The organism is Variovorax paradoxus (assembly GCF_000834655.1).
Classification (GTDB): domain Bacteria; phylum Pseudomonadota; class Gammaproteobacteria; order Burkholderiales; family Burkholderiaceae_C; genus Variovorax; species Variovorax paradoxus_F.
The window spans coordinates 1-15,190 of the sequence record NZ_JXQQ01000063.1; the positions used below are offsets into that span (position 1 = coordinate 1).

Here is a 15,190-nt window from a genome sequence, read left to right on the forward strand (position 1 = left end):
GACGGCGGTCGATTCGAGCACTGCGCTTGTCCGAGCGCCGCGTGCCCCCACCCCAACCCTCCCCCCGGAAGGGGAGGGAGCCAACCCAACTTCCATTCTCATGATGCTTCGACGAACCCTTCACTGCGCATTCGCCGCCATGCTTTTCATGGCAACGGCCGCCCACGCGCTGACCGCCGACGAAGCCCGGGCCATCGCCTCCGGCGAGTCCGAAGCCCGCATCGCCGCGCTCAACAAGGCCGTGCTCACCGCCGACGACAAGACCGCCGCGTTCATCCAGGCGATGTCCGACGACGCCGTGAAGTACACCGAAGACAAGGTCTTCGTGATGAAGGACGACAAGGGCTACGACCCCGTCACCGGCGCCGAGCTGAAGGTGCCCGACACCGCCGAAGACGTCGTCAACAACAACCTCATGCGCGGCGCGCTCGATGCCGCACGGGCCGCGCTCAAGCTCACGAGCAAGGACGACGCGGTGCGCGCCGAAGCCGCGCAGGCCCTGTTCAAGGAGCCCGACGAATCCCGCATCCCGATGGTCGAGAAGGCGCTGGCCGCCGAGACCAACCCCAAGATCAAGGCGCAGCTCGAACTCGTGCGCGCCGCCAGCATGCTCACCAGCGCCGACAAGGCCAAGCGCCTCGCGGCCGCCAAGGAACTGGGCAACAACCGCAATGCCGACACCAAGCTGCTGCTGAACCAGCGCCTGGCCGACGAGACCGAGGCCGACGTGAAGACGGCCATTGCCGCATCGATTGCCAACATCGACGGCGCGCTGGTCTGGGGCGACCGCATCAACGCCGTGTTCAGCGGCATCAGCCTGGGCTCGGTGCTGCTGCTCGCCGCACTGGGCCTGGCCATCACCTATGGCCTCATGGGCGTCATCAACATGGCGCACGGCGAGCTGATGATGATCGGCGCCTACGCCACCTACGTGATGCAGGGCATCTTCCAGAAGTACATGCCCGAGGCGGCGTTCGGCTGGTACCTGGTGGCGGCCATTCCGGTGTCGTTTCTCGCGTCGGCGCTCGTGGGTGCGGTGCTCGAACGCGGTGTGATCCGCTTCCTCTACGGCCGGCCGCTCGAGACGCTGCTGGCCACCTGGGGCATCAGCCTCATGCTGCAGCAGCTCGTGCGCACGCTGTTCGGCGCGCAGAACGTCGGCGTGGAAAACCCCGGCTGGATGAGCGGCGGCTTCACCATGCTGAGCAACGTCACGCTGCCGTGGAACCGCATCTGCATCATCATCTTCGCGGTGCTCGTGCTGCTCGCGATGGGCTGGCTCATCGGCAAGACCCGGCTGGGCCTCTTCGTGCGGGGCGTGACGCAGAACCGCCCGATCGCCTCGTGCATGGGCGTGAACACCGCGCGCATCGACACCTACGCCTTCGCGCTCGGCTCGGGCATCGCAGGCCTCGCAGGCTGCGCGCTGAGCCAGATCGGCAACGTCGGCCCTGATCTGGGCCAGAGCTACATCGTCGACAGCTTCATGGTGGTCGTGATGGGCGGCGTCGGCCAGCTCGCGGGCACCGTGTATGCGGCGCTGGGGCTGGGCATTCTCAACAAGTTCATCGAAGGCTGGGCGGGCGCGGTGCTCGCGAAGATCGCGGTGCTTGTCTTCATCATCATCTTCATCCAGAAGCGGCCCCAGGGCATCTTCGCGATGAAAGGCCGGAGCGCTGAGGCATGACCACCCCCAGTCTTCGCGCACTTCGTGTCGCTTCGCCAACCCCCTCGAGGGGGCAACACCGGCAGCCCGGCAAAGCCGGTTCTGCGGTGTTCCTCGCGCAATCCCCCAAGTCCTGGCTGCTATGACCTCTGTCACTCTTCCCACCAAAGGCCCCCTGCTGAGCGGCAAGGGCTGGACGGCCTTCTTCGTCGCATTGATCGTGGTGTGCGCGGTGGCGCCGGTGCTCAACATCGTGGTGCCCGTCGACAGCCCGCTGCACATGAGCGACTACGCGGTGGCGCTGGTCGGCAAGATCATGTGCTACGCCATCTGCGCACTGGCGATGGACCTGATCTGGGGCTACACCGGCATCCTCTCGCTGGGCCACGGCCTCTTCTTCGCGCTCGGCGGCTACATGATGGGCATGTACCTCATGCGCCAGATCGGCCGCGACGGCAACTACAAGAGCGACCTTCCCGACTTCATGGTGTTCCTCGACTGGAAGACGCTGCCCTGGCACTGGACCTTCAGCGACAGCTTCATCGCCACGCTGATCCTCATCGTCGCGGTGCCGGGCCTCATTGCCTTCGTGTTCGGCTTCTTCGCCTTCCGCTCGCGCATCAAGGGCGTGTATTTCTCGATCATCACGCAGGCCATGACCTTCGCTGCGATGCTGCTGTTCTTCCGCAACGAGACGGGCTTCGGCGGCAACAACGGCTTCACCGACTTCAAGCGCATCCTGAACATCCCGATCGCCACGCAGGAAATGCGCATGACGCTCTTCGCACTCACCGGCCTCACGCTGCTGGGTTTCTTCCTCTTCGCCAGGTGGCTCATCGGCAGCAAGTTCGGCCGCGTGCTGCAGGCCATTCGCGATGCGGAGACGCGTGTGATGTTCTCGGGCTACAACCCGCTGCCGTACAAGCTCACGATCTGGGTCATCTCGGCCGTGATGTGCGGCGTGGCCGGTGCGCTGTATGTGCCGCAGGTCGGCATCATCAACCCGGGCGAGATGAGCGCGGCCAACTCCATCGAGATCGCGATCTGGGCGGCGGTGGGCGGACGCGCCACGCTGATCGGGCCGATCATCGGCGCCTTCATCGTCAACGGGGCCAAGAGCTGGCTCACCGTGGCCTACCCCGAGTACTGGCTGTACTTCCTGGGCGCCTTGTTCATTGCTGTCACGCTGTTCCTGCCGAACGGCATCGTGGGGTTGGTGAAGAAGTGGTTGTCGCGCGAGAAGACGGCGCCCGCCCCACCGAGCGCAGGCCGGGAGGAAGCGCAACGCGCCATGGCCGCAGGGCAGGGCATGGAGCCCGAGGCGCTGCACGCGCCGCTGGCCGCCGACGTGAAGGGAGCCCGCGCATGACGCCCGACCTGATGGAAGCCGGCGCCGAGCGCGCGGCGCGCGCAAGCGGCGTTCATTACGCGAGCGGCAGCACCGAGTCGGGTGGCCGCGAAGCCGGCTTCGGCCGCATCGCGACGCCGGGCGAAGTCGACGTCACGCACGGCCGCATCCTGTACCTGGAAGACGTGAGCGTGAGCTTCGACGGCTTCAAGGCCATCAACAAGCTCTCGCTCGACATCGCGCCGGGCGAGCTGCGCTGCATCATCGGCCCCAACGGCGCGGGCAAGACCACGATGATGGACATCATCACCGGCAAGACGCGGCCCGATTCGGGCACCGTGTTCTTCGGCAGCACCATCGACCTCCTGCGCCACCGCGAGGCCGACATCGCCCAGCTGGGCATCGGCCGCAAGTTCCAGAAGCCGACGGTGTTCGAGCACCTCACCGTGTTCGAGAACCTGGAGCTCGCGCTCAAGACCAACAAGGGCGTGCGCGCCTCGATGCTGTTCAAGCTCGACTCGGCGCAGAGCGACCGCCTGGCCGAAGTGCTGGAGACCATTCACCTGGCCGACAGCGTCTCGCGCCTGGCCGGCAACCTGAGCCACGGCCAGAAGCAGTGGCTGGAGATCGGCATGCTGCTCATGCAAGACCCGAAGCTGCTCCTGCTCGATGAGCCCGTGGCCGGCATGACCGACGAGGAAACGGCCCGCACCGCCGAGCTCTTCCTCACGCTCAAGGGCAAGCATTCGCTGATGGTGGTGGAGCACGACATGAGCTTCATCCGCACCATCTCCGAGATCGTCACCGTGCTGTGCGACGGCTCGGTGCTCGCGCAGGGCACGCTCGACGAGGTGCAGGCCGACGAGCGCGTGATCGAGGTCTACCTGGGCCGCTGAGGAACCGAAGCCATGCTGACAGTCAAGAACATCCACCAGTACTACGGCGGCTCCCACATCCTGCGGGACGTGAGCTTCCAGGCCACGCTCGGCAAGGTCACCGTGCTGCTGGGCCGCAACGGCGTGGGCAAGACCACGCTGCTCAAGTCGCTGATGGGCCTCGTGCCCATCAAGAGTGGCAGCATCGAACTCGAAGGCAAGCCGATCCAGAAAGCCACGCCGTACGACAGGGCACGCGCGGGCATCGGCTTCGTGCCGCAGGGCCGCGAGATCTTCGCGCGGCTCACGGTCGAGGAGAACCTGCGCATGGGCCTGGCCTACAAGAGCGGCAGCACGCCCATCCCTTCGGAGCTTTTCGAGCTGTTCCCGGTGCTCAAGCAGATGATCAACCGGCGCGGCGGCGACCTCTCGGGCGGGCAGCAACAGCAGTTGGCGATCGCACGCGCCCTCGCGCCCAAGCCCAAGCTCCTGATCCTGGACGAGCCGACCGAAGGCATCCAGCCGAGCATCATCAAGGACATCGGCCGCGTCATCCGCATGCTGGCCGACCGCGGCGACATGGCCATCGTGCTGTGCGAGCAGTACTACGACTTCGCGCAGGAGCTGGCCGACGACTACCTCGTGATGGAGCGCGGCGAGGTCATCGCGCGCGGCCTGGGCAAGGACATGGAAGCGCAGGGCGTGCGCCAGCTGGTGGCGATCTGACCCCAGGGCGGAGGCCCTTCGAGGCCTTGCCGATACCGGGACTTTGGCAACTGCGTATCGGTCGACTTCAGGGTTTACCCTAAAATTCGCCCTTGCCCGTCGCCGCCGGGCGCCCTCCCAGGAGCCTGGCCTTGAACGCCTCCCCACCCGCGCTGGACAGCGCGGACACCGCCATTCCCGTTTCTTCCCCGTCGTCGAAACCCGTCAATTTCCTGCGGGCCGTGCTCGCGCTCGGCGTCGGCGGCTTCGCCATTGGCACGGGCGAATTCGTCATCATGGGCCTGCTGCCCGAAGTCGCGAGCGACATCGACGTCAGCATTCCCCAGGCGGGCCATGTCATCAGCGCCTATGCGCTCGGCGTCGTCATCGGCGCCCCGGTGCTGGCCGTGCTCGCCGCGGGCTGGGGCCGGCGCGCATTGCTGATCGCGCTCATGGCGGTGTTCGCCGCAGGCAACTTCGCGAGCGCCATGGCGCCCGGATACCTCTCGCTCAACCTGCTGCGCTTTGCCACGGGCCTGCCGCACGGCACCTATTTCGGCGTGGCCGCGCTCGTGGCCGCCACGCTCGCGCCGCCGGGGCGCCGCGCGCGCGCCGTGGGCCTCGTGATGCTCGGGCTCACCGGCGCCACGCTGGTCGGCGTGCCCATCGCCGCATGGCTCGGCCAGCTCTTCGGCTGGCGCGCAGCCTTCGTGTTCGTCGGCGTGATCGCGCTCGTGGCCATCGTGCTCGTGCGGCGCGACGTGCCCGACATCGCCGCCGCTGCCGGCGCCAGCCCGTGGCGCGAGCTCGGCGCGCTCAAGCGCAAGCAGGTGTGGTTCACGCTCGGCATCAGCGCCATCGGCTTCGGCGGCATGTTCGCGGTGTTCAGCTACATCAAGCCTACGCTCACCGAGGTGGCGCACCTGTCGGTGCACAACGTGCCCTTCGTGCTCGCGCTGTTCGGCCTGGGCATGGTCACCGGCAACATCGTGGGCTCGCGCCTGGCCGACAAGTCGCTCATGCGCACCATCGCCGGCGTGCTGGTGTACGCGGTGCTGGTGCTCGCGCTCTTCACCTTCGCGGCGCAACACGTGGTCACGGCCGCCATCGGCGTGTTCCTCATCGGCACCACCGTGGCCATCGGCCCGGCATTGCAGATCCGCCTCATGGACGTGGCCGGCGATGCGCAGACGCTGGCTGCCGCGCTCAACCACTCGGCCTTCAACATGGCCAATGCGCTCGGCGCGTGGCTGGGCGGCGTGGCGATCTCGGCGGGCCTCGGCTGGACCTCGACCGGCTGGGTCGGCGCCTTGCTCGCGCTCGGGGGCATCGGCATCTTCGGCTGGGGCGTGATGAGCGCGCGTGCCGATGCGCGCCTGGGCACCGTTCAGCGCGCCGCCAGCGCCTCGTAGAGTTTCAGCGCCGCGCGCGCGGTCTGCTCGTCGCAGATCAGCACCGACAGCAGCCTGGCCCACAGCACGGCCGCGATGATCGGCGCCTTGTTCTCGCCGCCCGAGGCGACGATCACCGTCGGAATGCGCGCGAGTTCCTCCAGCGACGGCGCCACCACGCGCTGGTTCAGCGCATGCTTCACCGGCTTGCCATGGCGGTCGAGGAACTGGCCGATGATGTCGCCCACCGCCTTGGCCTGCCTGAGGCCCGCCACCGGAACGTCTTTCGGCAGCCCGTAGCGCACCAGCAATGACCGCGTGCTGAGGTCGCCCACGCTCAGCAGCGCCACGTCGTTGGCCGCGATCTGCCCGAAGGCTTCCTTGAACACATCCTGCGAGACGATGGTGTCGCGCGACTTCGCGCTGCCCGCGTACAGCGGCGCCGCCAGGTAGCTGCACTGCGCGCCGAGCCGCGCGGCGAAGGCGCTGGCGGTCTCGAAGGTGTTGATCTCCAGGCCGCGCGTGAGCCCGCCCATGATCGAGTTGACGTTCAGGTTCGGCCACTGCCCCGGCGCGACGTGCCGGATCGCCTCGCGCAGCGTCGCGCCCCAGCCCACGCCCAGGCCCCGCACTCGCTGCGTCTCCAGCAGCCGGGAAAGGTATTCGCCGGCCGTGCGGCCCAGCAGCACCGGAATCAGGTCGGGGCTCTCGGGCGTCGGAATGATCACCGCCTCGCGCAGCCCGCACACCGTGCGCAGTTCCTCTTCGAGCCGCAGGCAGCTCTCGTGGCGCGAGTTGATCTTGATGCTCACGAGCCCGCTCTCGCGTGCTTCGCCGAGCAGCCGGTTCACGCGCAGCCGCGTGAGCCCGAGCTTCGTGGCGATGCCGTCCTGCGTCAGGCCCTCCATGTAGTAGAGCCAGGCCACGCGCACCGCCACCTGATCTTCCTCTGCCATCCGAATGCTCCGTTGTTGTGTGCCGATTCTGCCGCGTGACCGGTGAAAACACCGGGTAGTCACCTGCTTGAAACAAATGCATTTCAGAATATACACTTGTTCATCGCCGACGAATCCGGCGCAGGAACCCCTGGAGACATGAGCGAAAAGACATCCCCGCTGCGGGCCGCATTGCGAGATGCCGCGGTCACGAAAGAAGTCGTCGTCGAGCGTGCCGCGGTGCGCGCGATGCCCGACGTGCTGCAGCGCGCCGCCCCCGGCGCACGCTGGATGCTCGTGACCGACGAGACCACGTGGGACGTCGCGGGCGAGGCCGCGCAGGCGCTGCTCGAAGCGCGCGGCATTGCGCTCGCGCCGCCGCTCATGCTGCCTGCGCGCCCGCGCCTGAAGCCCCGCGTCTCGGCCTCGGCCACCCTTGCCCGAAAGCTCGCCGCGCACGACCTCACGCCGGTGGCGGTGGGGTCCGGCGTCATCAGCGACCTGGTCAAGCACGCCGCGTCGATCGCGGGCAAGCCCTACGTCTGCTTCGCGACCGCGGCCTCGATGGACGGCTACGCGGCTTCCGGCGCAGCGCTGCTCGATGAAGACGGCTTCAAGCGCACGCTCGCCTGCCCGCCGCCCGTCGCGGTGCTGGCCGACCTCGGCGTGCTCGGCGCCGCGCCCGCCCGCATGACGGCGTGGGGCTACGGCGATCTCGCCGGCAAGACCGTGGCCGGCGCCGACTGGCTGCTGGCCGATGCGCTGGGCGTCGAAGCCTTGAGTCGACGCCCCTACGACATGGTGCAGGCGCACCTGCGCGACTGGCTCGGCGCGCCCGGCCGCATCGCCGCGCGAGACCCTGAGGCCACGGGCGATCTCATGTCGGGCTTGCTGGTCAGCGGCTTCGCGATGCAGGCCCACGGCAACTCGCGCCCGGCCAGCGGCAGCGACCACCAGTTCTCCCACCTCTGGGAAATGGAGAACCTGCAGATCGATGGCGAGCCTGCCGCGCACGGTGCCTGCGTGGGCGTCGGCTGCGTCGCGATGCTCGCGATGTACGAATGGCTGCTGGCGCGGCCCGACACCGCCTTCGCATCGGCCGCGGCGCACGCACAGGACGGCTTCGACGACGCCGCGCTCCTGCGCGAGATCGATGCGGCGTTCGACCGCGAGGAATTCCGCTCCGCCGCGCGCGAGGAGATGCAGGCCAAGCGCGCCGCGGGCGGCCGCCGCGCCCGCATCGAAAGCCTGGCCGGCCTCTGGCCCGACCTGCGCCGCCAGCTCGCCACCCAACTCATCGGCGCCAGCGACATGCAGCAACGCTTGCGCACCCTCGGCGGCGCGGCGCACCCGGACGACCTCGGCATCGCCGCCGAGCGCCTGGCCGCCGACTACCGCCGCGCCCGCCTCATCCGGCGCCGCTACACCGTGCTCGACCTGCTCGACGAACTCGGCTGGCTCGATGCCGCGATCACCGATCTCTTCAGCCCCGGCGGCTTCTGGTCCGCCTGAACCTGCACCCCACGATCCACAGGAGACAGCGATGACGAATCTCGACCGACGCAGCACCCTGGCCACGCTGGCCATCTCATCCGCGCTATGGCTCGCGAGCGCCATGCCCGCGGCCGCCCAACCCGTTCAGATCCAGTGGTGGCACGCCATGGGCGGTGCGCTCGGCGAGCGCGTTGACGAGCTGGTGAAGAACTTCAACGCCTCGCAGCAGAAGTACGTGGTGGTCGCCGTCAACAAGGGCAACTACGACGAGGTGATCAACGGGACCATCGCCGCCTACCGCGCCAAGCGCGCGCCGGCGCTCGTGCAGATCTACGAGCGCGGCTTCATGACCATGCTGCTGTCCGACGCGACGATGCCCGTGCAGGACCTGCTCGACCAGCGCGGCTACAAGGTCGAGTGGGCCGATTTCGTCAAGCCCGTTGCCGGCTTCTACAGCTACAAGGGCAAGCTCATGACGATGCCCTTCAACTCGTCGTCGCCCATCCTCTGGTACAACAAGTCGCACTTCGAGAAGGCCGGCTTCGCCAAGCCCGCCGAGACCTGGCAGGAGCTGGAGAAGCAGCTCTATGCCATCAAGCAGAAGGGCATCTCGGCCTGCGGCTCGGTGCTCGCGGGCGACTACCACTGGAGCCTGCTGGAGAACTACAGCGCCATCAACGACCTGCCGTATGCCACCAAGGCCAACGGCTACCAGGGCCTGGACACCGAGTTCACCTACAACAAGACCTCGGTGGTCTCGCAGGTCGGGCGCATCAAGAAATGGATCGACGACGGCGTGATGCAGATCGCCGGCCAGGGCCTGAGCCCCGAGCAGCTCTTCACCTCGGGCAAGTGCTCCACCTTCTTCGCATCGACCGCCGCGCACAGCGGCATCGAGCGCGAAGCCAAGATCGACTGGAGCGCCACGTACCTGCCATGGGAAGAGGGCAAGCAGCCGAAGAACAGCACCATCGGCGGCGCGTCGCTGTGGGTCATGAAGGGCCAGAAGTTGGCCGAGTACGAGGCGGCCGCGGCCTTCCTCGACTACCTCGCCAAGCCCGAGACGCAGGTCTGGTGGCTCAAGGCCACGGGCTACGTGCCGCTGACCAACAAGGCCTACCAGATGGCCAAGTCCGAGGGCTACTACAAGGACCACCCGACGCGCGAGATCGCGATCCTGCAGCTCACGCGCGGCACGCCCACGGCCAACTCCACCGGCTTTCACTTCGGCAACTTCACGCAGACCATGATGGCGCAGCGCGACGAGTTCGAGAACGTGGTCGCCGGCAAGAAGACGCCGCAGGTCGCCATGGACGATGCCGTCAAGCGCGGCAACGAGATCCTGCGCCAGTACGAGAAGCTCAACAAGGGCCGCTACTGAGAGCCCCCCCAGCCTGAAGAACGAGCATGGCCAAGCCCGAAGCCGGACTCAAGCGCGCGCACTTCAAGGACGTGCGCCTGCCCGTGCTGCTGCTCCTGCCGCAGCTGGCGATCCTGCTGTTCTTCTTCTTCATTCCGTCGTTCCGCGCGCTCGGGCAGGCCTTCTTCCTGTCCGACCCGTTCGGCAACACGGTGCACTTCGTCGGGTTCGACAACTTCGCGCAGCTGCTGCAGAGCGACACGTACCACGAGTCTGTGAAGGTCACGGTGGTGTTCACCATCTTGCAGAACCTGCTCACCATCGCGGTGGCGCTGGTGCTGGCCTTCGCGAGCGACCGCGTGATCCGCGGGCGCGGCATCTACAAGGCGATCATCCTGCTGCCCTATGCCATTGCGCCGGTCATCGCGGGCATCCTCTGGGCCTTTCTCTTCAACCCGGCGGTCGGGCCGCTCGCGCACGTGCTGCATGCGATCGGCTTCACGTGGGACCCGAACCGCGTGGGCTCGGACGCGATGATCCTGGTGATCCTCGCCGCCTCGTGGAAGCATGTCTGCTACGACTACATCTTCCTGCTCGCGGGCCTGCTGGCCGTGCCGTCGTCGCTGCTCGAAGCGGCGGCGGTCGATGGCGCGGGGCCGCTCAAGCGCTTCTTCAGCATCGGTCTGCCGCTGCTCATGCCCACCATGTTCTTCCTCGCGGTGATGAACTTCGTCTACGGCTTCTTCGAGATCTTCGCCATCGTCGATGCGGTCACGCAGGGCGGGCCCGCGGGCGCGACCAACGTGCTGGTGTTCAAGGTCTACGTCGACGGCTTCATCAACCTGGACCTCGGCTCGTCGGCCGCGCAGTCGGTCATCCTGATGATCTTCGCGCTCTTCATGACGCTGCTGCAGTTCCGCTACGTCGAGCGGCGCGTGAGCTACGACGTATGACGTTCATGAAGGAACACGCTCATGGTTGAACGCGCCCCCGTGCTCGACGCCGTCTGCCACGCGATCCTGCTCGTGGGCGTGGCGTGCGTCTGCGTGCCGCTGTACCTCGCCTTCGTCGCGGGCTCGCTCACCATCGGCGAGGTGCAGCAGGTGCCGCTGCCGTGGCTCCCCGGCGACCAGTTCGTGCAGAACCTGCGCACCGCGTGGACGCAAGCCAACTTCGGCCGGCTGTTCCTCAACTCGTTCGTCGTGGCGCTGGGCATCACGGTCGGCAAGATCGCGGTGTCGCTGCTGTCGGCCTTCGCGATCACGTACTTCCGATTCCGCTTTCGCATGACGGCCTTCTGGCTGATCTTCGTGTCGCTGATGCTGCCGATCGAGGTGCGCATTTCGCCGACCTACGAGTCGGTGGCCAATGCGGCGCTGCCGGTGCAATGGCTGGTGGAGACGCTGCACCTGTCGCAGGCGTGGAACGCGGTCACCGGGCACAGCATCGACATCCAGCTGTCGTGGAACATGGTCGACACCTACCCGGGCCTGATCCTTCCGCTCATCGCCTCGGCCTCGGCCACCTTCCTGTTCCGCCAGTTCTTCCTCACGGTGCCCGACGAGCTGTGCGAAGCGGCGCGCATCGACGGCGCCTCGCCGATGCATTTCTTCTGGACGATCCTGCTGCCGCTGTCGCGCTCGAACATCGCGGCGCTCGCGATCATTCTGTTTCTCTATGGCTGGAACCAGTACCTCTGGCCGCTGCTCTTCACCACCGACAAGGACATGGCCACGGCGGTGATCGGCCTCAAGCACCTGATCCCGCGCTCCGATTCGCAACCGGCCTGGAACGTGGCGATGAGCGCCGCGCTGCTCACCATGCTGCCGCCCATCCTCGTGGTGGTAGCGTTGCAGCGGTCGTTCGTCAAAGGGCTGGTGGACAGCAGCAAGTGAAACGAACGCAACCGACAAGGACACTGCAGAAAATGATCATCGTGCGGCACCGCGGCGCACGCAACCTCTGGCCCGAAAACAGCCTGGGCGGCTTTCGCAAGCTCATCGCATCGGGCGCCGATGCGGTCGAGTTCGATGTGCAGGAAACGCGCGACGGCACGGCCGTGGTCATCCACGATCCGCTGCTCGACCGCACCACCGAAGGCACCGGACCCATCCGCGACCGCACCGGCGCCGAGGTGCTGGCCACCCGGCTGCGCGAAGGACAGGGAGAGCAGGGCGGTGAGCGGGGCGAATGCGTGCCGTCTCTCGCCGAGGTGCTGCGCCTCTTCGCGCCCACGCGCATGGAGCTGCATGTGGAGATCAAGACCGATGCCGCCGGCGAACTGCCCGCAGGCGCGGTGGCGCGCATGGTGCAGGCGCTGCACGACGCGGGCGTGGCGCAGCGCAGCTACCTCACCTGCTTCGTGCCCGAGGTGCTGGAGCAGGTGCTCGCCTGCTGGCCCGGCGGCCGGGTGCTCGCCTCGCTCGACCACCGCTCGGCCGAGATGCTCGGCGGCATCGGCCGCGCGCTCGCGCGCTATGCGGCGATGCCGGGGTGCGTGGTCGCGGTCGAGAAGAAGCTGCTCGCGGCCACATGGTCGCAGTGCCTGGCCGCGCTCGGCACCGAGCGGCTGGGCGCATGGGTCATCAACGAGCCCGACGAGATCGCTCACTGGCTCGCAATGCCGATACGCCAGATCACCACCGACCGGCCCGACCTGGCGCTGGCCGCACGCCGATGAGCGCAGGGCCCATTTCGCGCCGGCGCCTGCTGTGCAGCGGGCTCGCCGCCGCGTCGCTGGGCCATCCCTTTCTTCGACTGCACGCGCAGCAGGCGTCGCGCGACCCGTTCACGCTGGGCGTGGCCTCGGGCGCGCCCAGGCCCGACGGCATGGTGCTCTGGACGCGCCTCGCGCCCGAGCCGCTGCAGGGCGGCGGCATGGGCGATGCGCCGGTCGATGTGCGGTGGGAAGTGGCGGAAGACGAGCGCTTCCGGCGTGTCGTGGCCAAGGGCACGGCGACGGCTGCGGCCGAGCTCGCGCATTCGGTGCACGTCGAAGTGCAGGGCTTGCAGCCGTGCCGCCCGTATTGGTACCGCTTCACCGCAGGCGGCGCGCGCAGCCCCGTGGGCCGCACGCGCACCGCGCCGGCCGAGGGTGACGAAGCCTCGCAGCCGCTGCGCTTCGCGTTCGCCTCGTGCCAGCAGTACGAGCAGGGCTACTACGCCGCCTACCGCGACATGGCCGCGCAGCCGCTCGATTTCGTCGTGCACCTGGGCGACTACATCTACGAAAGCTCCTGGGGTTCGCGTCATGTGCGCCGCCACGAAGGCGGCATCCCGACGCAGCTGGCCGAGTTCCGCGACCGCTACGCGCTCTACAAGACCGATGCGCACCTGCAGGCCGCGCACGCCGCCTTCCCCTGGCTCGTGACCTGGGACGACCACGAGGTGGCCAACGACTACACCGACGACGTGTCGCCGCGCACCATCGACCCCGCGCAGTTCCTGGCGATCCGCGCTGCTGCCTACCAGGCCTGGTACGAACACATGCCCGTGCCCGCGAGCATGCGCCCGCGCGGCGCCGATGCCACCATCTACGGCCGGCACCGCTTCGGCCGCATGCTCAACGTTTTGATGCTCGACGGGCGCCAGTACCGCTCGCACCACGCCTGTCTTGCGGGCCGCAGCGCCTCGCCGTTGGCCGACTGCGCCGACCGGCTTGCACCCGGGCGCAGCTTCCTCGGCGCGAAGCAGGAGGCGTGGCTCGCGAGCGAACTCGCCGCGCCGCCCGCCCGCTGGACCGTCGTCGCCCAGCCCACATTGCTCGCCGAGGCCGACCGCAAGCGCGGCCCCGAGCACGGCTACTGGATGGACGGCTGGGACGGTTATGCCGCCTCGCGCACCCGCCTGCTCGACGCGCTGGCCGCGAACAAGGCGCGCGGCGGCGATGCGCTCGTCGTCAGCGGCGACGTCCATGCGTTCTGGGCCGCCGACCTGCGCCGCGAGCCGCAAGGCCCCGCCATCGCGACCGAGTTCGTCGGCGGCGCCATCACCTCCGAAGGGCCGAGCGCCGCGAGCGTGGCCAACATGCTCGCGAAGAACGAGCACCTGCGCTACGGCCGCGCCGACAAGCGCGGCTACGCGCTCATGACGCTCGATGCGCGCGGCTGCGCGGTCGAGTTCCGCGCGGTCGATGACGAGAAGAAAGCCGATTCGGCCGTGGCCTCCATGGCCCGCTTCTCGGTGGCCCGGGGCGCACCCGGCGTGCATCTCGAAACCACCTGAAATATCCGGCGCCTGCAGGATTGCGCGGCCGTGCCTATGATGGCCGCCGCCCTTCCACCCCTCCTCATTTCCCTCGGAGCGCGCCCCCCATGAGCATTCCCACCACCCGCCTCGGCCGCACCGGCCTCACCGTGTCCCGCCTCGCCCTGGGCACCATGACCTTCGGCCTGCAGACCGACGAGGCCGTGTCGCACCAGATCCTGGACAAGGCGGCCGAAGGCGGCATCAACTTCCTGGACACCGCCGACGTGTACCCGCTCGGCGGCACCGTCGAGACCACCGGCCGCACCGAAGAGATCATCGGCAACTGGCTCGAAAAGCAGGGTCCCGCGGGCCGCCGCCGCTTCGTGGTCGCCACCAAGGCGGTGAACAAGGTCGGCCCCAACCCCTGGGACCAGGGCGCATCGCGCAAGCACCTGCTGGACGCCATCGACCTCTCGCTCAAGCGCCTGAAGACCGACCACGTCGACCTGTACCAGCTGCACATGGACGACCGCGAGACGCCGCTCGAAGAGACGCTGGAGGCGCTCGACATCATCGTGAAGTCGGGCCGCGCGCGCTACATCGGCGTGTCGAACTTCCTGGCCTATCGCCTGGCCCGTGCGCTCGGCAAGTCCGACCTGCACCGGTTCACCCGCTTCGTGTCGGTGCAGCCGCGCTACAGCCTCCTGTTCCGCGAGATCGAGCGCGAGCTGCTGCCGCTCGCGAGCGAAGAGGGCCTGGGCGTGATTCCCTACAACCCGCTGGCCGGAGGCCTCCTCACCGGCAAATACAAGCCCGGCGCCAAGCCCGAGGAGAACACCCGCTTCACGCTCGGCACGGCAGGCGGCATGTACCAGGACCGCTACTGGAACGAGCGCAGCTTCAACACCGTGACGCAGCTGCACAAGCTGGCCGACGAGGCCGGCGTGCCGCTCGCCACGCTCGCGGTGGCATGGGTGATGGCGAACCCGCTGATCACCGCGCCGCTGCTCGGCGCGAGCCGGCCCGATCAGCTCGACGCGACGATCGCGGCGGCCGAGTACAAGCTCGATCCGGCGCTCAAAGAGAAGCTCGACGAGCTCACGGCCGAGTACCGCAAGGGCGACGCGCCGCGCTGATTTCCTGTTTTGCTCCTTCCCCTTCCGGGGGAAGGTTGGGATGGGGGCGAGCGGCCTTTGAACAGCCGCTGCTGATGTTTGACAGGCCGCGA

General features: G+C 68.1%; 13 protein-coding genes. 12 read left to right on the forward strand and 1 reads right to left on the reverse strand.

What is annotated here, in order from left to right:
- The first annotated feature begins 139 nt into the window (after positions 1 to 139).
- From urtB to RT97_RS23130, 5 genes are all read left to right on the forward strand, one after another.
- On the forward strand, positions 140 to 1,687 hold the full coding sequence (gene urtB / locus RT97_RS23110; RefSeq protein WP_042581177.1) for an urea ABC transporter permease subunit UrtB: 1,548 nt from the start codon (positions 140 to 142) through the stop codon (positions 1,685 to 1,687).
- A gap of 121 nt (positions 1,688 to 1,808) precedes the next feature.
- Entirely contained in the window at positions 1,809 to 3,035 is a 1,227-nt protein-coding gene (urtC, locus tag RT97_RS23115) for an urea ABC transporter permease subunit UrtC (RefSeq protein WP_042581178.1), read from the forward strand.
- A complete protein-coding gene (gene urtD, locus RT97_RS23120; protein ID WP_042581179.1) occupies positions 3,032 to 3,910 on the forward strand; it encodes an urea ABC transporter ATP-binding protein UrtD in 879 nt (292 codons plus the stop codon). The genes urtC and urtD overlap by 4 nt, the downstream gene beginning before the upstream one ends.
- A 12-nt stretch (positions 3,911 to 3,922) precedes the next feature.
- The gene (urtE, locus tag RT97_RS23125) at positions 3,923 to 4,615 is read left to right on the forward strand and encodes an urea ABC transporter ATP-binding subunit UrtE (protein WP_042581180.1); all 693 of its coding nucleotides are present in this window, start codon (positions 3,923 to 3,925) and stop codon (positions 4,613 to 4,615) included.
- 131 nt (positions 4,616 to 4,746) lie between these two features.
- Entirely contained in the window at positions 4,747 to 6,006 is a 1,260-nt protein-coding gene (locus RT97_RS23130) for an MFS transporter (RefSeq protein WP_080898397.1), read from the forward strand.
- On the opposite strand, the gene RT97_RS23135 is transcribed toward RT97_RS23130, so the two are convergent.
- Complete coding sequence (locus RT97_RS23135; RefSeq protein WP_042581181.1) at positions 5,982 to 6,941, reverse strand: sugar-binding transcriptional regulator; 960 nt, start codon at positions 6,939 to 6,941, stop codon at positions 5,982 to 5,984. The genes RT97_RS23130 and RT97_RS23135 overlap by 25 nt on opposite strands.
- A gap of 138 nt (positions 6,942 to 7,079) precedes the next feature.
- Here RT97_RS23135 and RT97_RS23140 point away from each other — a divergent pair, with 138 nt between their 5' ends.
- The 7 genes from RT97_RS23140 (at position 7,080) to RT97_RS23170 (ending at position 15,098) form a co-directional block, all read left to right on the forward strand.
- The gene (locus RT97_RS23140) at positions 7,080 to 8,432 is read left to right on the forward strand and encodes a sn-glycerol-1-phosphate dehydrogenase (RefSeq protein ID WP_042581182.1); all 1,353 of its coding nucleotides are present in this window, start codon (positions 7,080 to 7,082) and stop codon (positions 8,430 to 8,432) included.
- 31 nt (positions 8,433 to 8,463) lie between these two features.
- A complete protein-coding gene (locus RT97_RS23145) occupies positions 8,464 to 9,795 on the forward strand; it encodes an extracellular solute-binding protein (RefSeq protein WP_042581183.1) in 1,332 nt (443 codons plus the stop codon).
- Between the two features lie 26 nt (positions 9,796 to 9,821).
- Entirely contained in the window at positions 9,822 to 10,727 is a 906-nt protein-coding gene (locus RT97_RS23150; RefSeq protein ID WP_042581184.1) for an ABC transporter permease subunit, read from the forward strand.
- Between the two features lie 21 nt (positions 10,728 to 10,748).
- Positions 10,749 to 11,669 (forward strand): ABC transporter permease subunit, encoded by a 921-nt coding sequence (locus tag RT97_RS23155; protein WP_042581185.1) that lies wholly within the window; start codon positions 10,749 to 10,751, stop codon positions 11,667 to 11,669.
- Between the two features lie 32 nt (positions 11,670 to 11,701).
- The gene (locus RT97_RS23160) at positions 11,702 to 12,454 is read left to right on the forward strand and encodes a glycerophosphodiester phosphodiesterase family protein (RefSeq protein ID WP_042581186.1); all 753 of its coding nucleotides are present in this window, start codon (positions 11,702 to 11,704) and stop codon (positions 12,452 to 12,454) included.
- Entirely contained in the window at positions 12,451 to 13,998 is a 1,548-nt protein-coding gene (locus tag RT97_RS23165) for an alkaline phosphatase D family protein (RefSeq protein WP_042581187.1), read from the forward strand. The genes RT97_RS23160 and RT97_RS23165 overlap by 4 nt, the downstream gene beginning before the upstream one ends.
- An 89-nt stretch (positions 13,999 to 14,087) precedes the next feature.
- The gene (locus RT97_RS23170; protein WP_042581188.1) at positions 14,088 to 15,098 is read left to right on the forward strand and encodes an aldo/keto reductase; all 1,011 of its coding nucleotides are present in this window, start codon (positions 14,088 to 14,090) and stop codon (positions 15,096 to 15,098) included.
- Positions 15,099 to 15,190 lie beyond the last annotated feature (92 nt).